Source organism: Sporosarcina contaminans (genome assembly GCF_042679045.1).
GTDB lineage: Bacteria > Bacillota > Bacilli > Bacillales_A > Planococcaceae > Sporosarcina > Sporosarcina contaminans.
On sequence record NZ_JBHTLT010000127.1, the window covers coordinates 1 to 23276 of the forward strand.

Consider the following 23276-nt stretch of genomic DNA (forward strand, 5'->3'; position numbering starts at 1 on the left):
CCACCTGTTCTATTTTAGGGACTTATTGGACAGCCCCTTTGATTTTTTTGAATTAATAAGCGACAGATAAATTTGATTCTATTAATGTTATTTACGACTATATAAGACAAGCTGAAAGGCGATAAAGTCTTCATGTTTAAAGCTTGGGAAGTCTTTAAGGATCTATGCACTTAATCAGTAAATTACGTGAAGACTCTGCTTTAATCTACTTGATCTTCTTGATTTCTCTCCAATTCTTCAACCCTTTTTTCAAGCTTACTTACTTTTGAATCGGTAAGGCCGATCGAGGAAAGCAAAAAAGTAACAACAGCTGCGGCAAATACCAACCACCACATAAAAGCACCTCCAATGTATTATTTTATTGTATTAAATCTTCTTGGTTAACAATTTGATGTGACCACACAAACTTCCAAGAAACAAGAGTTTGAAGGTGTTTAAAAACATAGAGCAATAAGCAGATAAAGAGTAGAAGTTGTGAAACTTATGTTCAAATCCCCCAACGACTTATGTGTATTTGCAAGGAAGATTTCATAAAAACATCTCGTCCAATTTTTGGACACGATGCTTTTTCGTATATTAAACACAAATCAAGTTCAACACTCAATAGTATTGGACGAATCTTATGTCTACGTTTTACATTTCCCGTATTTCCGTACTATTTCCACATACTTTAATTCAACATAAATATTAAAATCAACAGTCATTTTTACTTCCTCAAAATTACAAGCTTCTAAAAAAAAGAACCCTTCTACATTAGGGTTCAAGTCGTGTCTTTATAATGGAGCATAGGGGGTTCGAACCCCTGACCTTCACACTGCCAGTGTCCAAGGGTATTATTTTATATAGAATTCTATATAGCACAATGGTTGATTTAACAACATCTTAAGATGATTATACCACATCATGGAGCTTTAGAATATTTTATATCTGTCGGCAAAATGTCGGCAAAATGTCGGCAGACTGTCGGCAACAAAAAAGAGGGTACAGTCGCCCCCTCTTTTTTACATGCTATGTACTTTAATGATATCACTCACAGGTATGTTATCTTTTCCATATGGACCCTCGACTGAAATTAGACCTCGAATAGGATCAAGCGCTACAATCTTCCCTATATATGTATCGGTTCTTCCGCTACTCCAAACAGTAATATTAGAGTCTGTCTCCATCTTATATGCCCGCTCTAACTCTTCCTGCAGGTCCTGTAATTCCCACTCTGTTAATTTAGGTCGTTCTATGTATTCGTTTTCCTCCTGTAATGCTCTCAACATTTGTATATGTTCCGGCAGCATCATTGCTGTCCACTTGATGATGCCTCTATCACGATTTTTGTCCATCATACAACATAACGCTCCTTTTTCATGATTGGAACGAGTGCTAAAACATTATCAATTGAAAATGTACGTTTAGATTTGCGTAAATAACAGTATGCCCTGAATGACGCTTCCCCTACCTGCAGGACTTTTATTTTTCTTTTGCTAATGGATCCGTCTGCTGCCATGTACATCATTTCCAAAACCTCTCCGTAATCTACTGACCTTTTCAACGTTTTTTAGCACATGTGTCCCTCCTTATCCTCATTATAGGGAATGAATGTTCGTATGTAAAGCAAAGAAAAAAGCACCTCCATTGAGATGCTTTTATTAGAAATTAAACTGTAGCCAATAATTTTTCATTTACAATTCGTTTCGATTCGAATTCAAAGCGTTGTCTGATCATTTCATTGATATGCTTGTTTGTGTTGATGAATCGAAGATGATTTTTGATATATTCGAAGCCGAAAGTGTTCATCAACTCAATTAGTGCAGTGTTAGTAAAACTTGAAGTTAAACTATTGACACCTTTAAAAGATAGCACTACTGTCTCCCCACTTTTCAAGGCCCTTTTCAAAACGTCTAAGATGACTTTTCCATCTTCGTTGGAGTAACAGCGTTCTACATGATCCAAGACATTGATCACCATACGAACTCCTCCTCTTCCTCGTATTTGTCCTCTTCGAGTAATATCTCTGTATCAATATTGATATCTAAAAAAGTTCCTGGATAGAACCCCGAAGAGACTTTTGACGACAATTCAATCTTATCATCACCAAGATAGGTTTGCAATATACCATACCCCGAATGAATATTCACAGTGCCGTTTAGACCTTTTACCACGTTACTAATCAATGTGTGTAATCCTGCCCCCATATTTCTAGGAGTGGTTCTGGAAGATACACCTTGTTCAATTGCCATCTCTAAAGCGGCGGCGTCATCTGCGGCAGGATTTATTCTACGTATGTTTTCTGGAATTCCAATACCAAAGTCAGCGATACTAATTGTTACTTTGTTTTTGCTCGGAAAGTGCTGTGCGTATATACAACCTATGTTCTCCGAGGAGTGATCTACAATGTTGTTAAATATTTCACCCATACACATCTCTATGTTTCCTAAGGTTGAAATTTTAACATCTAAACACATGGCTAACCATGGTATAAAAGAAACCGAAAGCCAATGATGGCTATTTTCGTAAGTGACTTTTTGCAATGGAATAGTAGTCGATCTAACTCTTGAGCTTTCCTTTAGCTTCTTACCAGTATATGTTAAGAAAAACTCAGAGTCATCGAGATACTCTATTGGACACCATTTTGCAAGGCCAAAAACCTCTGGAATTCTTATACTAGTATCGGTACCCATTTTCAGTAGCCATTCAAACAAATTTCCTAAAGTTGTAATTCCTGCTGGCTCAATAAATCCAAGTTGCGAAAAATCAAATGTTATTTTTTCACTTTTCGGCAACTTGTTATCATTAATAACATTTGACATTAAATCATTAATGCAGTTTCTATCCAGCCTGTACGGAAGTGTAATATCCATAGCTTTTCCCCCTTTTTCTCTAAGTTTGAGGAGACACAACTACATATGCACTGTTTTTACATATAATCTAAAAGACACAAAACAAACTCCTCACTGTATATCTTTCTTCACAGTTTCCAAAAACCCTTCTTAAAGTATGTATATAATTCCACAAAATAAAAGCGCTCTCATCCAATTAAGGACAGGGCAATTTTACTACACTGTTCAAGCAAACTCAATATGTATTTCCAAGTTCCAACCTTGTTTACACTCACTGCACAGCCCATGCCCCCAAACCGTGCTGTCATATCTGATTCCATGTAATTCAATTCCCGATTTTAAGCAACCCGGACATTCGCTCCCTTTGATTTCTTCGGTCAGGAATTCTAACAGATCGCGGCTGCCGTCATATTTCACTCTGAAACTACACATGTCTTTAATGCAAGGATCGCAGATTGGAAGCTCCCATTCTTCTATCACTTCCGCGTCACATACAATGAATTGATGATCACAAACCAAACAATGTACATTGCTCTTTTCCATATTCAACATATTTTTCCCTCCCATCGACCTACTTCGATAGGCAGGTATATAACTCCTCCTTTATAAGCAAACAAAAAAGCCTAATCCGATTAAGGACAGGGCTTTTATTTCATTTTAAAACTCTTTGTATTTTCTATAAAATTACAAAATAGGGTTGACTTTACATACTACGCATAGTATAATAGAAGTATAGAAAGGAGGTGAACAAGTGGAATACTTAGCAAAAATAATAGCTTCAATCATTTCAATCCTAACCGCCTACAAACTTTGGTTGACCTGCCAAAAGTCGAGGTTAGAAAATGAAAGATTGAAGCTACAAATTAAAAGAATGAGAAGGGGAGGTTAATCCCCTCTCTCTTCCCTAAGTATACCACGAAATTATGTTTTATAAAATCTTGATTATAATATGGATAGTAATTGCTGGTCTTGGAATTTGGAACCTTTTTCTCCAAAAGAAAAAACGGGCACTCATTAAAGAAAAGGAGAAATTACAAAATGAGCAATCAAACAGAAGCAAATAAGAAGTGGCAAGAAAAAAATAAGGAATATGCCAAGTATTTAAGCAACCGATCAAGGGCGCGGAGTTTTATTCGAAATCACGCAACGTTGGAGGATTTAGAGGAACTGGAAGGATTAATAGAAGCGAGAAGAGAAGATTTAGAAAATATTGATACAAATAAATAAAGCGCCCTTGTCCGCAATGGACAGGGCGCTTTTATCATTTATTAGTATCTACAATATACTTAGCAGCCAATCCCAATAGATCGGCATCTGTGATCGTGCCCTCTTTTAATTTTTGTCGCCAAGACTCATGCGCTCCTGCTTTGACAGCAGCATTGACGATGATTTCTCGCCGGGCCTTGCTGTTAAGTGTTAATTCGGTTTCAGCTTTAAGAGAGGGGCTGGAAAATTGCATTTCATCTTCCTCCTTCTGCACATCTGCTAAAAACTTTGTCCATTGCTTACTGTCAGTAACAAACGGCAAGGGACATTTCTTCCCTGTAATATCATAGTGTCGATATATTGGCAGCACACCGAATTGCTTATACAGTTTTTGAATGACAAGGATTGTCCGTTTGATTGTGTCAGGATGTATAGTTCCATCCTTTTCCATGCACATTTCAATACCGATAGAATTGAGATTAGCGTTTCCTCCGGGATAGTATGCCGCTGTCGCTTTCAAAGAGTGAATCAATGGCCCTACCTTACGTTCATTGGCATGAAACGCTACCTCGTTTAGCGGAATAATCTCTAACGCCTTATGCCGATCTACAAAAATATGTGCCGAAGCATAGCGTCCGCTTAAGTTGTTAAAGTACGCAAAGTGATTATCCGCAGTCCCACCATGATTGGCTGTGTAATGCACAACATACGCTTTTACAGGCAACAGTTTATAACAAGGACGACTAAACTTGTTTTTACCGATATGCTTTACTTCGTAGTTGAGGGCTATCATGTTATTTCACGTCCTTTTTCTTTTGCTCCAATTCATCATCAACCTTGCTACCGATCAATTCCTCTTTTATTTCGTCATGAAATGATTGCTTACCCGATTCAATTACCTTAAGTTTTTCTGCAAGATTGGAAGGAACTAATACATCAAGTTCCGCTAAGTTTTCTATAATAGATAAAACTTCATTGGCAATATAAAAAAGCACTGTCGAAAAGACAAGCGCCCCTTGCAAGTTGAGTATTTGATCCATAATGTTTGCAACAATGATGACTAATAAAACAAGCAACTTTCTCGCATAGCCGAATAAACTTTTTCGACTCCATAAATTTTGATTCTTTGCTGCCTTAAAAATGCCAGTGATTATGTCAATGAACATAAGTAGCATCAAGAAGTGCAGAAACTTTACTCCCCCAAATAAATACATGTGTACTATTTCTAAATTTGTCAATTCAACGCCTCCCATTTTGTTCACTCCTTATGATTTTAGGTATTAAAAAAGAACGCCCGTGTGGACGTTCAAAAAAACACTCACATGCCTGCTGGTTTATTTTGAATAGGACTTTTAATGACTTCTTTGACTGATACCATTTTTACATCATTGCCTTGGAAACTGTAATAAATTCCATTTGAGCCTTCAAATCTATAATTAGCGCCCCTGTTAATTATTGCATGATCTTCTGGTTCGCCGCCCTCTACAATCTTTTCGGCAAAGATACTGTCAGTCAAATGATACTTAACATTATATTTCTTCATGTATATCCTCCCTTCTATCTTCCACAATTCGACAGAAGGGAGGATATACCCTTCTATTTACCTTCTTTTTCGACCTTGTGCTCAATCTCCCCTACTCAATTCCACCTTTCTATGTAAAAATGAACATAGAAAGCGAGGTGATTATCATGGATGATAAACTTACAGGTAGAGAAAAATGGGACATTACTGTACAAACAGGTTTACAATTAGTTCCGTATGTCGGAGGAGCTTTAGCCACTTCCTATTTTTCTGTAAAACAGGAAAAGCGATTCAAACGTCTCGAATCTTTTTACCAAGAATTATCCTTACAGATTTCAAGGTTGGAAAAGCAACTTCCTTCATTCGAAGTACACGACAAAGATAGTCTCATTGCCTTAATAGAACGTATAAACGATGAAGTTGAAAGAGAATCTTCCAGATACAAACGAATTTACTTGAAGAACTTTTTTGTCAGTATGTTGCAAACGCCGACTGTAACACAAAACTATGATGAGAGACAGATGCTACTGGATACTTTGACATCAATTACTTTCTTGGAATTTCATATCCTATTGAGCATATCCGATCAGCATACAGGTTATGCCATCGATTTTCCAGATACTGATCCAGCCATCAGAGCAGGGGCAGTATCAAGACTTGAAATGTTAGGTTTGCTACATGCCACTTACATTGCCGAAACAAGAACCGGAAGCAGTCCGGTTAGTAAACACATATTAGTTTCTAATTTTGGAACAAAGTTTATTAATTTCTGCTTAAACATTGATGAACCCTAATCCTCAGGGTTCTTTCTATTCAAGACAAATAATATTACAAATGAAAATGCTATGAATGTTCCCCAAACATACCAATATGTTATCAAATGCTGTACTAACGTCAATTCAAAAAAGTCTTTAAAGAAATTCATAGTATCAGCCACTCCTTTCATTTCTCCACTTCCGCAGCCAAATACTCCGCAACCGGAATCTGATAGTGTTCAGGCACTTTAGTAATTTCCCATCCTCCGGCTTTAACGAGGAGAGCATAAACAGGAATCATATATTTATGGACCATCACTTAGCACCTCCCTTCTCTTCCAGCTTTTCTGTTAACATATCAATCTGCTCCTGCATGCCAGCCATTGCCTGCAGTACAATGAGCAAGTTCGGGTCAATTTGTGTTTCCACATCATCCGGAAACATAGGCTCCAAAGGACCAAGTGTCCCGTCTTTTTGTCTACGTCTAATCATAGGCACACTCATTGTAATAACGCCCCCGATACTTTAAATATTGGTTTATCCCCTGTCCACGAAATTTTGATTGCAATATGTTCTTTAGGTTCATCAGCCTTCCACTTCCAAAAGTCTTCTACGATTCCCAGCGCAATTGGAGCTGGCTCTGGATCTGACTTACTATCTTCATCGTTCAAGATCATTCTTGTAAACTGTTCTGGCTCGGTTCCGTTCGTCATGCTGATCTCGACTATAACTTCTTGTGATTCATCCCTTTCAATCCACAAAGAAAGCCTTTGAGCAGAACCGGAAGGAGGTACAATGATGTACCGCATCACGGTAGATGCTAAAGGCGTTAGGTTTGCTGATTTATTCAATTTTATGGTCCTGGAATATTTGAAATCATACGTGTCAGAGACTTCTACGACGATTGAGTTTTCTCCGTCAATTAATTTAGATAACGGAATGTCGAACGAAAACTCACCTACAGGACCGTTATGGATTTCCACGTTTATGCCGTTGTTGATCCGGTACCGGACGATTACGTCGTTATCATCCGCATCAAACGATGTACCTGTAATGGTGATTTTATCCGCATCAATCATACCGGTAACATCCTCGATCGGATTAATCGTTAACGACGGAGGACGGTTCGGCACAACGTAAAATGTACGTGTCTCAATTTCTGACTCTCCACCTTGATTGTCAGTAGCCCAAACCTCCAACGTGTATGGTGTGCCATCTCTTAACGTGTCAGTGATTGCTGTGTCACCTTTATACAACTTGCCGGACTTAAATGTAAGCTGCTCACTAAACGGAACAGGCTTGCCATCTGATAGTTTTGTTTCAATGCCTCGCGCAGTGCCACCATTAATGCGGTAATAGACGATTAGTACATCGCCAATGTCCGGTTCTAAGGCTGTTCCTTTAATCATATATGTGTCGTTTTCGTAGAGAGTTTTGTTGTTTTCGGTTTCCAATGTAATGGTCGGAACCTTATTATGTTGAATAGTAAATGTCTCAGAATATACATAATCCGAATAGACACCACTTGTGTTTTTGGCACGTACTCTAAACTCCACTGTCGTAAGTGACTTGTCATCTGTCACTGTAAATGCACGGGTCAAAGCGTTGGTATGCGACCCTACATTTTGCCATGCTCCGTCGTTATACCGGCTTTGGACCTCATAGGTGCTGATTGATGGCGCTGTGGATGCACCAAATGCAAGTGTTAGGGATTGCTTTGGCTCTAATACTGTACCCGGCGCAGGTGCTGTAAATGGCGCAGGTGGAGCGATGGATTGATTGACACGACTATTTCGTACGTACCAATAACCATCCGTATGGCGACCATCTAACGGATAGGTACCCTCTATTGCAACAATTCCCGACTGTACAAGAGTTCCTCTTTCATACTGTGTTGTCGATGTATTGTCCGATGCAATTTTACCAACAAAATCTACTTCAATATATTCATTGGCTTTTTTTGTCGTCGGTAAATAATAGGTATACTTTCTTAAGCCCTTTCCACCATCATAAATGTAGTAAGCAGAGCTCAATTGCGGAATGTTCTCATCTGAGCCAAAACGTCCACCTGAGGGAACATAAAGGTTGTCATTGCTATTAAATGAATACCCCTTTGTAATATCAGGACTATCAAATCGAATTGATGTATTGCCCCTATTACTCCACGGAGCATCATCATTAAAAATCCTTTTCACTACAGTATTGTACTTGCTCCAATAATACTTCGGCTTTGTAACTACAAAGGAACCACTCGTACGGTATTCGGATTCAAGCCCGCCGGAATCCGCCGCTTTAACACGCATTCTTAATGATGTCGCTGTTGGAATCTTATACGTTATGCTTGGCGTTGATGTTTCGCCTACTTTTGAATACGAACCACCATTGACAGACGCTTCCCAAATGTACTTAGAGAGATTGCCTTCTGCATCCGAAGATGCTCCGACAGAAAAGACTTTTGAATCACCGATTTCGAGTTCTCCGGTTGGTTGCGTAAATGCTCCGGGTGTTGTTGGAGCAGTGTTTTTAAGCTCTCGCTCTATCGTTATAGTTATTGAGTGGAATGCATTAAAACGTAAAACTTGAGAACCCACACCTACTATAATGGATCCAAGTTCAGCTCCCGAAGAACTAACAGTAATCCGCGTGCGGTAAAGATCCAGATTGTATCCCAGATATAGTTGACCTTGATAACCCATAGTAGGGTTGATTGTTCCAAAAGAATAATCCAGTACCCCGTTAGTAGCATCTCTTATGCTAATTATTGAGAAAAGATCAATATACCTATTGTCCTCTTCGGGTTTGAGGGTTTCTCTTTTTACAAACTCCCAAGCCATCTTATATCACCTCCACTTCCGAAATTGAATAAGTACCCCAGCTACCTCGACCCATCCGGCCATCTTTAATTGCTGCATTACTCCGTGCAATGACAGCACCCTTGACGTAATCATTAACCAAAGGTTGTACGGTAATCGTAGATGCCGTAACGTCTGTAATTAACACGTCCTCGCTGTTGGTGTCATCGTAGATTGTTACCTCTGTAAACGGCTTAAATCCGTCTGTCTTATCGACATTTAGGACCGTAGTTCCTGCCGATCGTGGAGCTGTTAGGACTGCTCGGGCTGTTTGTCTCACCAGTTTAGTAGGTTCTCCATCAAATGTATCCGCAAACGTGCCGCTATTGCCCGGGGCTTTGCCTTCCAATTCCAATTGGATTTTGATACGTAGGAGCTCATTGTCATGGCTGTCTAAACGTTCATGCGCTTTAGCAATCCCCTGCTCTTGATGGTTCTCCCGCTCGGCCGAGTGCCGTGTTCCGACCTGTAGCCGTTTATATTTCGGAATTGGCTCCTTTGTGATCGGATGCAATATGATATTTCCATACGGACCTGTTTCGTAAACGATATTCCCCTGTTCATCGCGCTCGGGGATCGGTTGATTAAATTCATCTAGTTCGAGGATGTCATCCAACCAATGAAACGGCACATAAACATATGGTTCAGCCACTCGTAATTCCCTCCTTTATCTCCAATTGAAAAAAGAACGTGACCATCAGTCCGTCCTCTCCCTTTCGGATATCCATAGTTTTTTCACGAATCCGACGTCCGTGTTGATCGTGGATGTATGCATGCGTAACATGGCCGGATTCGGATTCGAGATACACAAATTTCTTGAGTGTATTTCCTTCGATATACGATGACGGATGAATTGGATAATCATGCTTTGTTCCATCAATGGTGACTTTTGCTCCGACCATGAGCCGGTCCCAAAATTTGAGTGTTTCCTCTTGCAACAAATCCATTTATTATCCTCCCTCCGAACAATAAAAAGTCCCGGTCACTGGATACGGGACTTGGTAGCTGTATGTTTTTGTGTCGGCTTCTGCTGTCGCTCTGGATGCTACGCCGTTGATTGGAGCAGTATGGAATGTGCCTGTGACTGGGTAGGGGACGGGGAAGGTGTATTGTTTTGCATTAACAATAGCGACAACCTCGTCGATTATTGCGGCATAATATATCCGCACCCCGGCCGACTTCACTCGTTTCATAAGATCATACGGGATTTCACCTGCTTCCTTGCCGACATTAATGATTAATGAAGCCGGCTCCCGTAGAAAGCTGTCCCAGCCTTCCTCAATGTTTACGAATCCATCACCCATGTAAGCTGTCAAAATGGCGTTCAATGATACAATGTCGCCCTCTGACATATTCACGATGTATTGTATCTTAATCATTTTCCGATAGGTCTCGTCATCAAATGAGCCGCGACTGATCCCCTCGTCTTTTCCTAACCGGTCAAGTCCTGCCCCCTCTGCTTGATCAACGTCCCAAAATTTCTGAATGGTTTTATACAGGTTGCCATTCTCTTCAATATGCTTTGCGACAAGCGATAGAGCTTTGTAGTTGTTACTGTCAGGTGTCTTTTTGTAATGAGATGGAAGCCGTTTGAGCAATAAATCAAGTGACAAGATCAATCACCTCAATTTTCGAGAAATCCGTCTCGGCGACTTGTGCAAACCCGATTTCCAAATTTTCTTCAAGAAAAACAAAACCATCAAAGGACAGGGACACCTTCGCATCTTCGACTCCTTCAACTCGGAAAAGTTGTGCTTCCAAACGAGCCAGTACGACGTCTTGACTCATTCCTAGGCCATTATGCACTTCCTCCAAACCCGGTCCGCCGATGTATCGTACAATCTGCTCTTTGACCAAATCATCGCCGTTCAAAGGATATGAAGATCCCTTCTTGATCTGCGCTTTAACGTAAACTTTTAAGGACTCAGCATAAGTGAAACCGATTTTCTGCAGCTTGCCCTTAGAGTCTTTTACTTCTACAAGAGTGGAACCATAAGCCTGTATACCACCCGCCTTGGCTTCAAGTATTTTCTTCGCAATGTCCTCTTGATTGCCACCAAGCACGATCGTTTCAAATGCTTTAGGAGGCACGCCCCTCGGATTGTATTCCATCGTGTCATTGTCATCTACGATGCAGGATCGGACTCCTTCAACTTCATCCATGACGCGAGCCTCGATAGATTCGCTTCTACGACGGCCAGCTTTGCCGAGAGACTTGTAATAACGTTCCTGCAACTCTGCATCAGATTCCTCGTCTTGTCCATTCCGGAATGGGGTTGGATTCGTTACCGACTTGAACCCAGGGACTGGATTGATAATCTTCGTTATTTCGGCTGCACCTACGTTACCAATTCGTCCGTATTCTAATGCCCGGACCTTTACTGTGTAGACACCATCGGATGCTGCTTTAATAGGCTCCATCGTCTCGAATAAGACTCCGTAGGGAGTGCCGACTAAAGTGCCTGTCGGAATATCCGCCCCTCGTTCAAGTGTAAGTTGAACGTTGTCCGAGGCTTTCAACCACTCTTTCCTCTTAATCACCCGCTTGACGTTCTGCTCAAGCGCCACACCTTCCGATGTATCGACGAACCGGCTATTATAAACTTCTTCCGCTGTCTCAGCCTCTTCCGCCCGCGCATAAGCAATAAGGGAGACGAACTTTCCAAGCGCCGACCGCTCAGATAAATTAACATCCTCTCCCCAAAGCTGACGGGCCTGCTCACTCATTTCCTCGAAAAAATCAATGTACCGTTTGCGTTTGAATCCTGCTGAAGTCAACATCTATTACACCCCCTACTATGCCCTTAGCTGTCCGTAGCTGTAGTCCGATTGTTAGTTTTCGTTTGATTCGATTGAATGCATAATCCACTTTAATGATTTCCGTAATTCTTGGCTCTTGATAAATTGCATCGTAGATTGCCTGGACGATTTCTCTTTCCGAAAACCGTTTCTCTTCAACTACGTATCTTCGAAAACCGTGGTCCTCATTTAAAAACCATTCTCCCACACGTTCATATATCAAATGTTTGATATTCTGGATCAGTTCATCATCTTCTTCTATCATTTCAAGCGTCCAATCTCCCACACTGTTGATCTCGAAGGTCTTCATCATCCACCACCCCTTGAATCCGAAGTAGTAATGACCCCTCCTGCTGTAAAATTGATGTCTTTTTTTGAATTAATACTAATATTTTCAGTGGAATCCATAAGAATTTCACCTGTTTCCATAAGGACAAACTTCGCGGTCAAATCTTTATTCGCGACAATGAGATCTCTCTCATGTTCAGCAAAACCGGCAGGGAGTGTAGTCAAATAATCTGAGATACCGCAAAGGATGATTGCGTTATCCTTGTCGTGCTGTAGCTCTGACGGATCTCCTCCGCCGTATAAAACCGGCTCAATATCCTCTTTTGCAAAGACGACAATCACCTTGTCACCGACTTGATACGGCGGGCGAATGATAAAACCGCCAGTCTGCTGCGCTCCGATCGGAACACTCATAATCAGCGATTCTTCTTCTTCAAGCAATTTGATGTCAGCCTTCATTTCCTGCAAATCAACGGTGACTAATTCAGCGATTGCTGAAGTGTAAAGTTCGCCAACCAAACCGCCTTGCTTTCGATTGAAATATTCCTCAATTGCACTCAATCAATACACCTCAACTTCCGTGTAGAAACTGTTCCCTTCACAATAATGCCGACCTTTCACGACTCGGAAGGTGCCGGTTACCACTTTAGATTGTAGAACGATGATGGAATCGACCGTTATTTTATGATTCAACAACATCTTGACCTTCCAGCCAACCCGGGTCGATTTCTTTTTCGTTTTCTTATTCGTTACCTCTGACTCAATCCGTTCCGGAACGTCAATCAAACCCGTATCTTTATTGATGACGAAGCCGGTGTTGTCACCCTTCTTAACATCGCGAATATATATTTTCCCTCGGTTGATGTGCATCTTGGATTTCGTGTCTTTAACAACCGCTTTAATCAATGAACTGACATTGCCTTTCAGAGTTTTACCTTTTCGGTAAACGAAGTCTTGTACTGGCGAAAAATCACCTATCCCCAGTCCTGCTTCCTGAATCAAAAATCGTAGAATCGTAGATGATGTAGTGCCTGGGGAAAATGTTTTGTTAACCTTTTTTGTCAGATACAAGCCATGACGATCTACGCCTTCAATTTCAGTTATCTTGTCAACGCCGTTCCACGTTGTTTGCGGATTCTTGACTACACCTTCAAAGATAACCCCAAAATCATTGCCGTAACCGGCAGACAAGAGTACGGGGCTATTCTGCTTAATGCCAGCGATCGTTTTGCTCGATAGGTTGTAGACTTTGATCTTTGTCGTATTGATTTTCTCAGAATCATCAAACTCAGAATCAAAGTAAATAGTAAGAGGAGGCTCCAGTAGCTTCCCCCCGGCCTCCAATCGTATCTTTCTTATGAATAAATCCATAGGTATCACTCCGGATCAAAAACATATAAATAGACCGTTTCGTTCAGGTTGGCGTAAGTGATACGCTTTTCCATGCTCGATCGGTCTTTCGGGATAATTGTTACTTTTGGCAACTCTATATTTACCAAGCCATCAAACAACGGCCTATCCAATATGAGCTTCTCACCATACACCAACGGTTTATCATTTTTGTATAAATCTACCGTAAAGAAATCAAAGCGCCCGTTATAATGCATCTCGATCGTAAATTCTTCCTCACCTAGATCGATTTCAAAACTATATGGTATTTCATCTTTTTCGATGTCGATATAGTTCATATCATCACCCTATCCGCATTAGACCCTAAACCGCCACTCGGAGTTTTTGTCTTCGGTTTTGATGTAACCTTTTTAACTGGTGTTTTATTTACCGATTTCCTTACAGTTTTCTTTCCGGCTTTAGTGACTGCCTTAACCTGTTTTTTAACAGGTACGCTGACTCGAATGACATTCGGCGCTTTTGCCATTCGTACTTGTTTTAATGTCATTGTAAACGTGTAGCCGTCCTTTATATCCTTGTTCTTTTTAGGCTTGAAGGAAGTGATGAGGACGGTCTCCAAACGACTTCGATAATTATAGTTAAGGATTTCACCTTTTTGACGATATTCCCGCAACTTTAGTAATTTCTCATCGCTCGGATCTATAATAACTCCACTAATGTTTAACACTATTGGATTGTTTTCAATATGGTCTGTAATCTGTTCTCCATCCTCGAGAGCATGATCTGTCGTCGAAGATGATTCATCCAGATCTTCGTCTTCGATCACATCAATTAATATATCACCAAGATAAGGCAAGCCTCATCACCTCCTACCCCTCTGTTACTGCGTTAAGACCAGCAAAAATATTTTCTACTTCTCGTCGGACTGCACGTGCGATGTCTTCGGCGTTATTGCCACTAATTTGGAAGATGAATTGATTGGAATTAGATGCGCCCGAATTTCCTCCGGATGGTGTTCCGCTAGCGCCGCCTCCTCTCATATTCAAGACAGGCTTATCGCCCTGCTCTTGCAAGATTCCGGCAGACCTTAACGCCTTTGATTGTTCAGCTGTAAGAACTGCTTCATCCTTATGCAGATTAGCAGCATAATTGTCATGTGGCACTCGTGCTAATCCTGTAGCATGCGAGCCATCAAATTGGAGTACACCGTTGCCACCCATCCATTTCGGCATGCCAATTTTAGGCATTTTAAAACTTTTTGCGACATCGGAAAACAATTGGAATTTCTCGACCGCCCATTCAATAGCCGAAGCGATTTTATCGAAAGCCCAAATTATACCATCCAATATCGGCTCAATAACGAACCATGCAGCTTCAATTACTACTCCGATAACCGGAATCAATGGTTTCACAACGTTGTTAACAAGAAAGGTTACCACGTCAATAATAACGCTGAATAACGATTTTGCTATTCGTAATATTGGATTAATAATGTTAAACGCAGTTTCGATAATGCTTGAAACAATAGGCATCAATGGAACAATAACGTTATTTACCAATACCATAACAACGTTCTTTATCAATCCAAACGCCTTCCCAACCATTTCAAGTATCGGCTGTACAAATTGGAATACGTTAGCAATAATGTTACCTGCCATCGGAAGCAATGGAAGAATGACGTTTTGAATAAGTGTTGAGATCACTTCTCTTATAGTTCCGAAAATCTCTATAGCTTTGTTAACAATCGGCGTAACAGCTTCAAAACCATATGAAAATGCTGCTTTAATCGCCGGTAATTTACCAGTTATAAAATCAATTACTGTTTTTATATTTTCTTTTATTGATTTAATGACACTAATGACCTTATCGGCTTCTTCTCTACTAAGGCCCATCTTTTGAAAAGAAACAATTCCGTTAAGTGTTCCTGCGCCGCCTTTGAATGCTTGGAAAATACCATACACAGCTGTACTTGCAGTTTTAACAACGGATCCAATCGCTTTAAATGCAGGTTTCACCTTATCGACAATCGGAAAGATGATGTCAGGCAACTTTCCAAACTGCTTTCCGAACCACGCCATCGCATTTTGAATGTGCGGTTTTGCTGGTTCGATCAACGTGGCCATCGTGGAGGAAATAGACGATTTTAAAGAATCGACCGACCCTGTCCAATTCTCCTTTGTCTTTTCCATGATTCCTGCCATCTTCGCTGTTTCGCCTGCAACTCCACTCGTGCCCTCTTGCATACCCTTTACGAGTTGATCTATTGCCTTCACTGAATCGACAGCACCACTGGATATTTTCTTTTTCATTTCATCAGTTGATATGCCAAACGTATTGGCCATAATTTTCAGCGCGGGGACGCCCGCCGATTGCAATCGATTTATTTGGTCCATGCCTAATTGTCCGGCAATCTGCATATCACCAAAAGCAGAAGCAACTTGGTTAAGACCTTCTGATCCTTTTCCGGTTGCCGCCGCCGCATCACCGATAGCCTTTAGAGTTGGTACAACCTTCGCTTCATCCATCCCAAATGCAATTAGATTTCGGGATGTTTCAGCAAGGTCCGGGAATGCGAATGGGGTTGTCTTTGCAAAAGCAAGAACATCGTCCATGAACTTTGTAGCCCTTCCTGCATCCCCCATCATCACAGTAAGCGATGTTTGCGCGTTCTCAATAGCAGATAAACGGCCCATGCCTGAAGCTGCTAGTGCACCTCCGGACAGCAACCCAAGTGCTCCAGCATATTGTTGCACCATACCGACAGCACCACGAAGAGGCGCAGTAATGAAATTGGTAACAGATGATCCAACTTTCATTGCCGCGCCACCTGCAATGCCTGGCAAAGATCGAAAGCCTCCAACAAGTTTATCTAATCCTGAACCAGCAGCGTTTTTTATCTGATTCAAACCGGATGTGGCAAATCTTCCAACAGCACTTGTTGCTGATTTACTCGCACTGCCAACCGTATTCATGGCTTTTCTTATCAATGAAAGTTCTTTAGGAATCGGTTTAGCAGCATCAGCAGTGGTTTTAAGTGCTGAACTCGCCATTCTAAATGTGCCCGTCATTTTTCGTGTTCCGGTATCGGTTTGTTTAAAAGCGGTTTTCGCTTTTTTGACGGCAGACGTTGCTGTTTTAAAGCCGGTATCAGTTCGTTTAATTTCAGAAGCTGCAGACTTCATTGTCTTCCCAACTTCTTTCACAGCGCTGGACGTTTGAACCGCTTCTGAACTCGAATTTTTAAATGCATTTTTAACAGCATCCATACTCTTGTTGACTTCCCGGACAGCCTTTGAAGCGTTATCCTGAAAAGCAATACTGACAAACATTTCTCTTAAGCTATCCACTATCTACACTCCTTTCCGGGTTTACTTACACCCGAGAGTGTTACTGCAGCTTTACAAACTTCCATCAGTTCTCTGAAGCTACTGAAATCATCAACCTTTAAACCGGACGGCTTCGCAACCAACTCACGCAGAATCATCGGAAAGTACTTAGCATTCAATGAGAGCTCATCATAATCGCGAACTTTTACCTTCCTTTTATTCGTGCGAATCAAATAGATTTTTCCTGTGGAACTGATAAATTCCGCGAATTTTAACCGATTCAATTCACTTCCCTCCTTTCGGCTCTGTCATTTTTAGATAAGCTAATGTTTCCATTACCTCTTCCGCTTCCCATTCCATGACTTCGCGCGGAGAAATGCCGAATCTTTCTGCGATTGAATAACTGTGTATTTTGTTTCGTGCAGAAATAAAAAAACGCCTTGGAAGGGCATCAAGCCCTTCAAGCGTTACTTTTACCAGATCTTTATTAGCTTTGTTGAAACTTAAGTGCTGCTTCGCAAACCTCTCTTAACTCAGAGAAGTCATCGAAATCATCAACCTTTAATCCGTTTGGTTGTACAACGACATGCTCCAACAGTTTTGGATATAAAATTGAAATTGAAGGTTGACCATTATCTTTTACGACACTTTCATCCATAATTTCAAGGTATTTTGAATTTGGTACCGTTTGAAGTACATACTTATTCCCTTGTGAAGACGTAAATTCTTTCTGTTTTGGTTTTCTAACTGTCTTTTCGCTCATTTGACATTCTCCTTTTATATGAATTAAAAAGACTCACCAATTGATGAGTCCATTAAACTTCTTTAAAATCTGCTACCGCAATTTGCCATTCAAGACCTGATACTTCATTTCCATACGATCGAGATGGAGATTTTACAATCCTACATTCTGAGCCACCTGCACGAAATGTATTACTGTTCGAATCAATAATCTGTACAGGGAAAATCCTTTTAGACGCGCGCAATTGTCGTAAATATGGATCAGATGGAGAAGTCTGTTTGATAGTCAGAGTAATGGTGCCCGTATCGTCATTCGTCTCAGAAAACGTTACACCGCCATCCGCCCCAACATGCACGTTCACATCATCTTCATTTTTCTCCGTCTGAATAGATTCACCGTCCATGAAGCCGGTGATAATAACCCCGTCTACAACTACGGAAACTTTCTTAAAATCATAGGTTGTTGTCTTTGGGTTTGCCATTCTTCAATCCTCCTTATAGAGTCAACACGCCGCGGATCTCTACGTGTTCCACCGCGCCGGCGATAACCGCACGCCAGTGTACATCCGGCAGGATACGCTTCGCCTTTGTATTTTTCGGGACGTCTGCAGCACGAGGCGCAGTGATCGTGTATAGTGGATTGTCCGCTTCATCAGTCGCCACAATCCCTTGTTTTGTAGCCAAGTTTAATACGTTTTCAATTTCGGCCACAACAAGAGCGATCCCTGCGTCTGTATACGGGACTTTTTCGTTCAAGGCCAACAAACGGAAAACATATTCCGCCATCCGCGCCTTAAGGAAATGCGTTGCTTGAATTACATCGATGTATTCGCCGCTTGTGACAACACCGTGTGAATTCATCAATACACCAGCTTCTTCAATATAAGTGGAGGCATTGTTAGTATGAATTTCATTGATCGTTGTATTGTCATATTCGACAGCAGGCACACCCTGAACATTTTTGAATGTCCAATTATACGAACCAACAACACGAGGCGCACACGTTGAAATGAGCCCTTCTGCCACATATGTTTCGGGCTTGTCGTGAACGACGAGGAACGTATTATCAAACTTCCCTTTTAGCGTTGCTGCCAATTCCGGGTTAGCCGTTGTAGCTCCATATAATCGATCTGATGAATTTGTCCACTCCGCTAAAGCTGTAATTTCCTCATCACCCTGCTCTGTTGATACGAGATAATAAAAATCTTTATGTTTCTTTACAAGATTATTCAGAGCTTCTACCAATGAAGCCGGTCCATCCATCACTTTGTATGGCACGCCGAAAACAGCAATTTCCTGTGGCCTCGGGTTTTGTCCGAACATACGAGAGAAAAGTTTATATTCCGTAGAATCCACTTCATAATCGGCTGCCACATCTTCTATTTCCCGATAAACTTTATAGGATGTTTCTTTTGTCGTCCCTAAAACTAAAGGGAGACCAAAGCCTTTTTCCGCAATTGGCCTGGTCTCCCGAGTGATAACTACATCAACATAGCGCATCTATTCCACTCCTTTATATTCAATTATGACTTTCTCTATCCAATCGTAGCCAACAGGATCAATGATAGTTCCGTCTGGTTTCTCAATGGATCCGTCAGGATTCAGTATGCTACCATCTGGGAAAGTGACGCTCCCATCCGGATTGGTTACTGCATCATCAGGAATAATTGGCATTTTTGTGATAACCTGCCCATCAGTTGCTCTCATTCGCACATCAAACCCGTGTTTGTGTTCATAGGAATCAAGTATAAAAGTCGTTCGATTCTCGATGTTCCCTCGATTCACTACGACCACATTCATTTCTTCCAGGAAGCTTTCTCCGACCATGACAAACCAACTTCGCAGCGTCCTTGCAATCTGGATTGTTGTTGCTTCATCAGCAGCATACACGTTGATGGAAAAAACCATCTGATATGCTTCATTTCGCTTCATGTGCGTTCCGGTTTCATCCGTATAGATAAGTGTATCCGCATGCCCTCGGTCATCAATCCAAGGCGATGTGGCATTGATGGTCGCATAAGGCATGTCCGGTTTTTTCGCTGTTGTATTGGCAGGGATGACAAGGATGCCTGTGTCTTTCAATATTTGCTTACGGATTTGCTCGATCATTTTTCCCGCCACCTCATGAGATAGATGTACACGTCTGCGTATTCGCTGTAATCCTTGAATGATTGGATTGTGTACATATCACCTTTGTATTCAACTTTTCGACCTTCCTGCAAGGGTACGGTCGTGTAGATCTTCTTTTCCTTCTGCGAAAAAGTGCCGGCTTCTGTGTATTTCAAATCATTCTCGGACAATGGTAGGATGATTCCGGACATTGCGACGGGCAATTCCTGCTCCTCGATGTAGTCGCCCTGGTCGTTCCAGTAACCTTCCTGGTGGTCGAAATAGACAAATGGAACTTGGAATTCATCCACAAAGTCCGCAAATTCAAATGCCTTTGTCATATTACTTCACCTCATGTTGAATTGCCCCGACCAAACGACCTGTATCCACTAATGGGTTCGATGAACCTTTACGCTCTACTGTCATATCGCTGTTTGCGGGTGATTTCAAGTCACGCAATTTCTTTTGAATCAATCCAGCAAATTCAAGACCGATAGCGTCCATGAATACTTTAGGATTCACGTCATTTTCGAGGACGGAAGGAAGCATTTCCTCCACCTTGCCAACGATTTTGTCAATATTTTCATCATAACCCGAACGCAAAAAAGACCGCTCCGGGATACGGATGACAGTCGTTTCTTTTTTGAGCGGATAACCATTAGCACCAAACCATCCGCGCATTTTATCAGTAACTTGAATGTTGCAACCAAATTCATGGACTGTTGCAATCATGGCGATCTCTGAATCGTCGCCGAGAATGCCAACATTTATTTGAGCCTTCCCTATTTCTTTCAATGTCCTTAGCAGTTCCTTGGTGTTATTGGTGTCTTTAATTGTCACTTTCATGTGAACCGCACTCGTTTCCACGGGCGCAAATCAGCATGAGCCGATTGCAAAGTGCCGCCTTGAAAGAAGGATTTTGACATATCTCCTAATCGTTGAGATGCGACTGCTGGGTTTTCTCCGTATGCCTTAATGATTTTCACAATACCCCGCTTGACGCCAGGAGGAAGACCCTTGCGAAAATCATTGTTACACCATTCCTTTGCGTAGTCGATGGCATCCTCCAAATCAGCAGCAAGTTTAGCGTCTCGGACAGCGTTAATCTCATTAGGGTCGATGCCTAATCTGATTTTCAGTTCATCAATTGTCATTACACTCAGCACCTTCTTTGATAATACGGTAACCTTGTTTTTCAAGTATAGAAAAAATGTCTGCGGTAGCTGCTAAGTAGAGATTCTCACTATTTCTAACAAATCTTTTGTATAGGCCATATGCACCTATTGCAAACCCAAAAAAGAAACTACATATCATTAAAACAATGGTAATCATCGCAGCCGCTCCTTTTTCCATTCCTCAAACGCTATGTCTTCAAGTTCTTTTGCATCCGGCTTCTCAATACGATCAACTGAATAGGTGAGAAAACATCTACAATTAATATCTTCCGCTGGATGGCCTAATTGTCCTGGGGCCGGTCCGCTTCCATGTTTTCCGATAAAGTTTTTGTCCATTTCAATTTTAATTCCATTAAGATGATCGTGAGAGCTACGTACCCGCTCATCCCCGACAGAGTTCCATTCTTTTTTCATGATGATTCCGTTTCGGGTAGCATGAGCAGCGCTATCGTGTTTTGCTTCTTCTGATACTCGATGAGCTTCCGTGCGAACGACACGCATTGACTTAGCCGCATCTCCCTCGAAAGTCTCCTTTAGGCGTTTGGACATCATTCCGTAGGTTTCGCCCTTAACAAGCCCCTGTGTCACTTCCTGTTGCACTTTCCAAACGATTTCTGACCGATGTTTTTCCAATCGATGTGAAAGAGTCAGACCACTTAAAGGATTGTCAATCATACGCTGGATAGTTTCGGGTTTTATTGCCGCATAGGAGAGTCTGCTTAAAGTATCTGTCTCCACCGCCCAAGCTGTAAGATAAAAACCATCTTTATAGGACTCTCCTAACACATCGTAAATGATTGTTTTAAGGTCCCTATGATTCTTCTTGAGTAAATCATCTAAATTAGCGATAAAACGGTTCAGGCGATCGTAGCGCGCCATTTCCTCATACGTTAATACACCGTCTTGCTCGTATTTCTCGAAATACTTGGCAAGTTCGGCGCGTACTTCGTTTAGGGTATTGGCATAACGTTTAGCAATAGCACGCTCTGCCCTTTTCACAAGCTGGCCAATCGATCGATTGATTTGTTCTTGGGTTTTGTTTAGATTAGACACAATCAATCACCGGATTTCTTTTTGGTCGCCGCTTTTGGCTTTGTTTTCTCCTTGATCGGCTCCACTTCACTAATTACATCGGCATCCAACAAAACTTGATAATCGTCCTTCGACACGTTTAGGGATTCGCCGGTCTTGTATAAGTCTTTCCCGAATTTCACGTTACGGTTAAAGGTTACTTCATACACTTCCACCCCTCCTTACATGCAAATAAGCGAAGGGCATTAAAGCACCTTCGCAATAAAGATTTCGTCAATGCGTTCGAACGATGGAAGAACGATTTCGGAAACGACAGTAACAGCGTTGACCGGATGCACTTCTTTGTATGTTGTGACAGCTACACCGGTATTAACGATGCGGACATCCGCTTCTGTGTTGCCGTCCATCAGATCAATTTCCTCTGGCGTTGTTCCGTACACCGTTTGGCCAAGGTTTCCTTCTGGAATGAGTGTGAAAACACCTTCAGCAAAGAAGTTTTTAGCTACGCCTTTTTCATCACGATATTTCTTGTTGTAAACCGCAATCGATAGTCCGAGTTCTTGTTGGATATAGCGAGTTACTTCCGCGTCTGTGATGAATCCAAGACGGGAATCCACCCCCGCTTTCACGTGTTTGATAAGCGCTTGCATTGCTTTACGTGTTGTTATAGCGCGAGTCGGCTTTGTTCCTGTGTTATCCTCCACGACTTCTTGCCAGCGTTGGATATCCTCAATCGGCGTTGAGCTTCCTTCACTCCAACGCGCGCCGGCCAGCAAGTCTTCTTTGTGATCATCCTTCATACCGTAGTCGTATTCGTAATCGACGCGGTTTGCTGAAATAGAGATTTTTCCTTCTGAAAGCAGTTGCATGATCATCCGCTCAGGTTGTACGTTCGCCCCTTTAACAAGGGTAGTCGCATCATCGTAGATTTTACGAACTGTCGTTTTAACAGCTTCGCTGTTGTTAGCCGCTAAGAAAGTTACAAGCTGTTGACGTTCGCGCTCACCGATCCGCATGGACTCTCTGAAGAATGGCATCTCTGTCTTAACGTCTGTGAATCCGATGCGGTCACGAACAGTCGCCTTCGTATCGAATTCGGATGGCATAAGAGCAACAGGTGCCCCGCCAGAACCCTTAATCCAGCTAAGATCAAGCCCTACCTGTTTACGAGCAGGGAAAAGTGTGGCCCCAAGATATGGCGGCTCATTGTTTGGTTGGTTCTCAATATAGGAACCGATTTCTTGCGCATTTACATAATCAAAAATTGTTGGCATATATCGTCAATCCTTT

Annotated in this window: 36 protein-coding genes; 2 read left to right on the top strand and 34 right to left on the bottom strand. The window is 41.6% G+C overall.

Annotated elements, in window-relative coordinates:
* Nucleotides 1–200: 200 nt before the first annotated feature.
* The 6 genes from ACFQ38_RS16050 to ACFQ38_RS16075 all read right to left on the bottom strand — a co-directional run bounded on the left by ACFQ38_RS16050 (nt 201) and on the right by ACFQ38_RS16075 (nt 3383).
* Nucleotides 201–335, bottom strand: a complete 135-nt coding sequence (locus ACFQ38_RS16050; protein ID WP_381482158.1) for a hypothetical protein — start codon at nt 333–335, stop codon at nt 201–203.
* Between the two features lie 666 nt (nt 336–1001).
* Nucleotides 1002–1337, bottom strand: a complete 336-nt coding sequence (locus tag ACFQ38_RS16055) for a YolD-like family protein (RefSeq protein ID WP_381482160.1) — start codon at nt 1335–1337, stop codon at nt 1002–1004.
* Entirely contained in the window at nt 1334–1507 is a 174-nt protein-coding gene (locus ACFQ38_RS16060) for a transcriptional regulator (RefSeq protein WP_381482162.1), read from the bottom strand. Before ACFQ38_RS16060 ends, ACFQ38_RS16055 begins: the two co-directional genes overlap by 4 nt.
* 140 nt (nt 1508–1647) lie before the next feature.
* Entirely contained in the window at nt 1648–1959 is a 312-nt protein-coding gene (locus ACFQ38_RS16065; protein WP_381482164.1) for an STAS-like domain-containing protein, read from the bottom strand.
* Nucleotides 1953–2852, bottom strand: coding sequence for an ATP-binding protein (locus ACFQ38_RS16070; protein WP_381482166.1), 900 nt, complete (start codon nt 2850–2852; stop codon nt 1953–1955). The genes ACFQ38_RS16065 and ACFQ38_RS16070 overlap by 7 nt, the downstream gene beginning before the upstream one ends.
* A gap of 204 nt (nt 2853–3056) precedes the next feature.
* A complete protein-coding gene (locus ACFQ38_RS16075; RefSeq protein WP_381482168.1) occupies nt 3057–3383 on the bottom strand; it encodes a hypothetical protein in 327 nt (108 codons plus the stop codon).
* Nucleotides 3384–3869: 486 nt separating this feature from the next.
* Here ACFQ38_RS16075 and ACFQ38_RS16080 point away from each other — a divergent pair, with 486 nt between their 5' ends.
* A complete protein-coding gene (locus tag ACFQ38_RS16080) occupies nt 3870–4058 on the top strand; it encodes a hypothetical protein (protein ID WP_381482170.1) in 189 nt (62 codons plus the stop codon).
* Nucleotides 4059–4092: 34 nt separating this feature from the next.
* Here ACFQ38_RS16080 and ACFQ38_RS16085 read toward each other — a convergent pair whose 3' ends face one another.
* The 3 genes from ACFQ38_RS16085 to ACFQ38_RS16095 form a co-directional block, all read right to left on the bottom strand.
* Nucleotides 4093–4830, bottom strand: a complete 738-nt coding sequence (locus ACFQ38_RS16085; RefSeq protein ID WP_381482172.1) for a peptidoglycan recognition protein family protein — start codon at nt 4828–4830, stop codon at nt 4093–4095.
* A 1-nt stretch (nt 4831) separates the two neighbouring features.
* The gene (locus ACFQ38_RS16090; protein WP_381482174.1) at nt 4832–5290 is read right to left on the bottom strand and encodes a phage holin family protein; all 459 of its coding nucleotides are present in this window, start codon (nt 5288–5290) and stop codon (nt 4832–4834) included.
* A gap of 65 nt (nt 5291–5355) precedes the next feature.
* Nucleotides 5356–5580, bottom strand: a complete 225-nt coding sequence (locus tag ACFQ38_RS16095) for a hypothetical protein (RefSeq protein WP_381482176.1) — start codon at nt 5578–5580, stop codon at nt 5356–5358.
* 146 nt (nt 5581–5726) lie between these two features.
* On the opposite strand from ACFQ38_RS16095, the gene ACFQ38_RS16100 reads away from it, so the two are divergent.
* Nucleotides 5727–6353: a hypothetical protein gene (locus ACFQ38_RS16100; protein ID WP_381482178.1), complete on the top strand. Its 627-nt coding sequence runs from the start codon at nt 5727–5729 to the stop codon at nt 6351–6353.
* Between the two features lie 148 nt (nt 6354–6501).
* Here ACFQ38_RS16100 and ACFQ38_RS16105 read toward each other — a convergent pair whose 3' ends face one another.
* The 25 genes from ACFQ38_RS16105 to ACFQ38_RS16225 form a co-directional block, all read right to left on the bottom strand.
* Nucleotides 6502–6630 carry a CD1375 family protein gene (locus ACFQ38_RS16105; protein ID WP_381482180.1) on the bottom strand — a complete coding sequence of 43 codons (129 nt, stop codon included), beginning with the start codon at nt 6628–6630 and terminating at the stop codon, nt 6502–6504.
* On the bottom strand, nt 6630–6818 hold the full coding sequence (locus tag ACFQ38_RS16110; RefSeq protein ID WP_381482182.1) for a hypothetical protein: 189 nt from the start codon (nt 6816–6818) through the stop codon (nt 6630–6632). The genes ACFQ38_RS16105 and ACFQ38_RS16110 overlap by 1 nt, the downstream gene beginning before the upstream one ends.
* On the bottom strand, nt 6815–8905 hold the full coding sequence (locus ACFQ38_RS16115; RefSeq protein ID WP_381482184.1) for a hypothetical protein: 2091 nt from the start codon (nt 8903–8905) through the stop codon (nt 6815–6817). Before ACFQ38_RS16115 ends, ACFQ38_RS16110 begins: the two co-directional genes overlap by 4 nt.
* A 244-nt stretch (nt 8906–9149) precedes the next feature.
* Complete coding sequence (locus ACFQ38_RS16120; protein WP_381482186.1) at nt 9150–9818, bottom strand: hypothetical protein; 669 nt, start codon at nt 9816–9818, stop codon at nt 9150–9152.
* Nucleotides 9811–10113 (bottom strand): hypothetical protein, encoded by a 303-nt coding sequence (locus tag ACFQ38_RS16125; protein ID WP_381482188.1) that lies wholly within the window; start codon nt 10111–10113, stop codon nt 9811–9813. The genes ACFQ38_RS16120 and ACFQ38_RS16125 overlap by 8 nt, the downstream gene beginning before the upstream one ends.
* Before the next feature lie 3 nt (nt 10114–10116).
* Complete coding sequence (locus ACFQ38_RS16130; RefSeq protein WP_381482190.1) at nt 10117–10779, bottom strand: hypothetical protein; 663 nt, start codon at nt 10777–10779, stop codon at nt 10117–10119.
* Complete coding sequence (locus ACFQ38_RS16135; protein WP_381482192.1) at nt 10769–11947, bottom strand: baseplate J/gp47 family protein; 1179 nt, start codon at nt 11945–11947, stop codon at nt 10769–10771. Before ACFQ38_RS16135 ends, ACFQ38_RS16130 begins: the two co-directional genes overlap by 11 nt.
* Nucleotides 11907–12275, bottom strand: a complete 369-nt coding sequence (locus ACFQ38_RS16140) for a hypothetical protein (protein WP_381482194.1) — start codon at nt 12273–12275, stop codon at nt 11907–11909. Before ACFQ38_RS16140 ends, ACFQ38_RS16135 begins: the two co-directional genes overlap by 41 nt.
* The gene (locus ACFQ38_RS16145; RefSeq protein WP_381482196.1) at nt 12275–12814 is read right to left on the bottom strand and encodes a hypothetical protein; all 540 of its coding nucleotides are present in this window, start codon (nt 12812–12814) and stop codon (nt 12275–12277) included. The genes ACFQ38_RS16140 and ACFQ38_RS16145 overlap by 1 nt, the downstream gene beginning before the upstream one ends.
* On the bottom strand, nt 12815–13624 hold the full coding sequence (locus ACFQ38_RS16150) for a phage protein (RefSeq protein WP_381482198.1): 810 nt from the start codon (nt 13622–13624) through the stop codon (nt 12815–12817).
* A 5-nt stretch (nt 13625–13629) separates the two neighbouring features.
* The gene (locus ACFQ38_RS16155) at nt 13630–13941 is read right to left on the bottom strand and encodes a phage baseplate plug family protein (protein ID WP_381482200.1); all 312 of its coding nucleotides are present in this window, start codon (nt 13939–13941) and stop codon (nt 13630–13632) included.
* On the bottom strand, nt 13938–14459 hold the full coding sequence (locus ACFQ38_RS16160; RefSeq protein ID WP_381482202.1) for a phage baseplate protein: 522 nt from the start codon (nt 14457–14459) through the stop codon (nt 13938–13940). Before ACFQ38_RS16160 ends, ACFQ38_RS16155 begins: the two co-directional genes overlap by 4 nt.
* A 13-nt stretch (nt 14460–14472) precedes the next feature.
* A complete protein-coding gene (locus tag ACFQ38_RS16165; protein WP_381482204.1) occupies nt 14473–16950 on the bottom strand; it encodes a tape measure protein in 2478 nt (825 codons plus the stop codon).
* A complete protein-coding gene (locus ACFQ38_RS16170; RefSeq protein ID WP_381482206.1) occupies nt 16950–17213 on the bottom strand; it encodes a hypothetical protein in 264 nt (87 codons plus the stop codon). Before ACFQ38_RS16170 ends, ACFQ38_RS16165 begins: the two co-directional genes overlap by 1 nt.
* A gap of 203 nt (nt 17214–17416) precedes the next feature.
* Nucleotides 17417–17692, bottom strand: coding sequence for a hypothetical protein (locus ACFQ38_RS16175; RefSeq protein WP_381482208.1), 276 nt, complete (start codon nt 17690–17692; stop codon nt 17417–17419).
* Between the two features lie 52 nt (nt 17693–17744).
* Nucleotides 17745–18152, bottom strand: a complete 408-nt coding sequence (locus tag ACFQ38_RS16180) for a phage structural protein (RefSeq protein ID WP_381482210.1) — start codon at nt 18150–18152, stop codon at nt 17745–17747.
* A gap of 13 nt (nt 18153–18165) precedes the next feature.
* A complete protein-coding gene (locus tag ACFQ38_RS16185) occupies nt 18166–19170 on the bottom strand; it encodes a DUF3383 family protein (protein WP_381482212.1) in 1005 nt (334 codons plus the stop codon).
* Nucleotides 19171–19779 carry a phage neck terminator protein gene (locus ACFQ38_RS16190; RefSeq protein ID WP_381482214.1) on the bottom strand — a complete coding sequence of 203 codons (609 nt, stop codon included), beginning with the start codon at nt 19777–19779 and terminating at the stop codon, nt 19171–19173. It lies immediately after the preceding gene.
* Complete coding sequence (locus ACFQ38_RS16195; RefSeq protein WP_381482216.1) at nt 19776–20120, bottom strand: hypothetical protein; 345 nt, start codon at nt 20118–20120, stop codon at nt 19776–19778. The genes ACFQ38_RS16190 and ACFQ38_RS16195 overlap by 4 nt, the downstream gene beginning before the upstream one ends.
* Nucleotide 20121: 1 nt before the next feature.
* Entirely contained in the window at nt 20122–20625 is a 504-nt protein-coding gene (locus ACFQ38_RS16200) for a hypothetical protein (RefSeq protein WP_381482218.1), read from the bottom strand.
* Nucleotides 20622–20933 carry a phage head-tail connector protein gene (locus tag ACFQ38_RS16205; RefSeq protein ID WP_381482220.1) on the bottom strand — a complete coding sequence of 104 codons (312 nt, stop codon included), beginning with the start codon at nt 20931–20933 and terminating at the stop codon, nt 20622–20624. The genes ACFQ38_RS16200 and ACFQ38_RS16205 overlap by 4 nt, the downstream gene beginning before the upstream one ends.
* On the bottom strand, nt 20923–21111 hold the full coding sequence (locus tag ACFQ38_RS16210; RefSeq protein ID WP_381482222.1) for a hypothetical protein: 189 nt from the start codon (nt 21109–21111) through the stop codon (nt 20923–20925). The genes ACFQ38_RS16205 and ACFQ38_RS16210 overlap by 11 nt, the downstream gene beginning before the upstream one ends.
* Nucleotides 21108–22007 (bottom strand): phage minor head protein, encoded by a 900-nt coding sequence (locus tag ACFQ38_RS16215; protein WP_381482224.1) that lies wholly within the window; start codon nt 22005–22007, stop codon nt 21108–21110. Before ACFQ38_RS16215 ends, ACFQ38_RS16210 begins: the two co-directional genes overlap by 4 nt.
* 2 nt (nt 22008–22009) lie before the next feature.
* Nucleotides 22010–22195, bottom strand: coding sequence for a DUF7210 family protein (locus ACFQ38_RS16220; protein ID WP_381482226.1), 186 nt, complete (start codon nt 22193–22195; stop codon nt 22010–22012).
* A gap of 36 nt (nt 22196–22231) precedes the next feature.
* Complete coding sequence (locus ACFQ38_RS16225; RefSeq protein WP_381482228.1) at nt 22232–23260, bottom strand: major capsid protein; 1029 nt, start codon at nt 23258–23260, stop codon at nt 22232–22234.
* Between the last annotated feature and the right edge of the window lie 16 nt (nt 23261–23276).

What these genes read in the sequence shown, in the direction of transcription:
- ACFQ38_RS16050 (WP_381482158.1), bottom strand. Translation starts at nt 335, where the DNA reads ATGTGGTGGTTGGTATTTGCCGCAGCTGTTGTTACTTTTTTGCTTTCC.
- ACFQ38_RS16055 (WP_381482160.1), bottom strand. Translation starts at nt 1,337, where the DNA reads ATGATGGACAAAAATCGTGATAGAGGCATCATCAAGTGGACAGCAATG.
- ACFQ38_RS16060 (WP_381482162.1), bottom strand. Translation starts at nt 1,507, where the DNA reads ATGATGTACATGGCAGCAGACGGATCCATTAGCAAAAGAAAAATAAAA.
- ACFQ38_RS16065 (WP_381482164.1), bottom strand. Translation starts at nt 1,959, where the DNA reads ATGGTGATCAATGTCTTGGATCATGTAGAACGCTGTTACTCCAACGAA.
- ACFQ38_RS16070 (WP_381482166.1), bottom strand. Translation starts at nt 2,852, where the DNA reads ATGGATATTACACTTCCGTACAGGCTGGATAGAAACTGCATTAATGAT.
- ACFQ38_RS16075 (WP_381482168.1), bottom strand. Translation starts at nt 3,383, where the DNA reads ATGTTGAATATGGAAAAGAGCAATGTACATTGTTTGGTTTGTGATCAT.
- ACFQ38_RS16080 (WP_381482170.1), top strand. Translation starts at nt 3,870, where the DNA reads ATGAGCAATCAAACAGAAGCAAATAAGAAGTGGCAAGAAAAAAATAAG.
- ACFQ38_RS16085 (WP_381482172.1), bottom strand. Translation starts at nt 4,830, where the DNA reads ATGATAGCCCTCAACTACGAAGTAAAGCATATCGGTAAAAACAAGTTT.
- ACFQ38_RS16090 (WP_381482174.1), bottom strand. Translation starts at nt 5,290, where the DNA reads ATGGGAGGCGTTGAATTGACAAATTTAGAAATAGTACACATGTATTTA.
- ACFQ38_RS16095 (WP_381482176.1), bottom strand. Translation starts at nt 5,580, where the DNA reads ATGAAGAAATATAATGTTAAGTATCATTTGACTGACAGTATCTTTGCC.
- ACFQ38_RS16100 (WP_381482178.1), top strand. Translation starts at nt 5,727, where the DNA reads ATGGATGATAAACTTACAGGTAGAGAAAAATGGGACATTACTGTACAA.
- ACFQ38_RS16105 (WP_381482180.1), bottom strand. Translation starts at nt 6,630, where the DNA reads ATGGTCCATAAATATATGATTCCTGTTTATGCTCTCCTCGTTAAAGCC.
- ACFQ38_RS16110 (WP_381482182.1), bottom strand. Translation starts at nt 6,818, where the DNA reads ATGAGTGTGCCTATGATTAGACGTAGACAAAAAGACGGGACACTTGGT.
- ACFQ38_RS16125 (WP_381482188.1), bottom strand. Translation starts at nt 10,113, where the DNA reads ATGGATTTGTTGCAAGAGGAAACACTCAAATTTTGGGACCGGCTCATG.
- ACFQ38_RS16135 (WP_381482192.1), bottom strand. Translation starts at nt 11,947, where the DNA reads ATGTTGACTTCAGCAGGATTCAAACGCAAACGGTACATTGATTTTTTC.
- ACFQ38_RS16140 (WP_381482194.1), bottom strand. Translation starts at nt 12,275, where the DNA reads ATGAAGACCTTCGAGATCAACAGTGTGGGAGATTGGACGCTTGAAATG.
- ACFQ38_RS16150 (WP_381482198.1), bottom strand. Translation starts at nt 13,624, where the DNA reads ATGGATTTATTCATAAGAAAGATACGATTGGAGGCCGGGGGGAAGCTA.
- ACFQ38_RS16155 (WP_381482200.1), bottom strand. Translation starts at nt 13,941, where the DNA reads ATGAACTATATCGACATCGAAAAAGATGAAATACCATATAGTTTTGAA.
- ACFQ38_RS16175 (WP_381482208.1), bottom strand. Translation starts at nt 17,692, where the DNA reads ATGAGCGAAAAGACAGTTAGAAAACCAAAACAGAAAGAATTTACGTCT.
- ACFQ38_RS16180 (WP_381482210.1), bottom strand. Translation starts at nt 18,152, where the DNA reads ATGGCAAACCCAAAGACAACAACCTATGATTTTAAGAAAGTTTCCGTA.
- ACFQ38_RS16185 (WP_381482212.1), bottom strand. Translation starts at nt 19,170, where the DNA reads ATGCGCTATGTTGATGTAGTTATCACTCGGGAGACCAGGCCAATTGCG.
- ACFQ38_RS16190 (WP_381482214.1), bottom strand. Translation starts at nt 19,779, where the DNA reads ATGATCGAGCAAATCCGTAAGCAAATATTGAAAGACACAGGCATCCTT.
- ACFQ38_RS16195 (WP_381482216.1), bottom strand. Translation starts at nt 20,120, where the DNA reads ATGACAAAGGCATTTGAATTTGCGGACTTTGTGGATGAATTCCAAGTT.
- ACFQ38_RS16200 (WP_381482218.1), bottom strand. Translation starts at nt 20,625, where the DNA reads ATGAAAGTGACAATTAAAGACACCAATAACACCAAGGAACTGCTAAGG.
- ACFQ38_RS16205 (WP_381482220.1), bottom strand. Translation starts at nt 20,933, where the DNA reads ATGACAATTGATGAACTGAAAATCAGATTAGGCATCGACCCTAATGAG.
- ACFQ38_RS16210 (WP_381482222.1), bottom strand. Translation starts at nt 21,111, where the DNA reads ATGATTACCATTGTTTTAATGATATGTAGTTTCTTTTTTGGGTTTGCA.
- ACFQ38_RS16225 (WP_381482228.1), bottom strand. Translation starts at nt 23,260, where the DNA reads ATGCCAACAATTTTTGATTATGTAAATGCGCAAGAAATCGGTTCCTAT.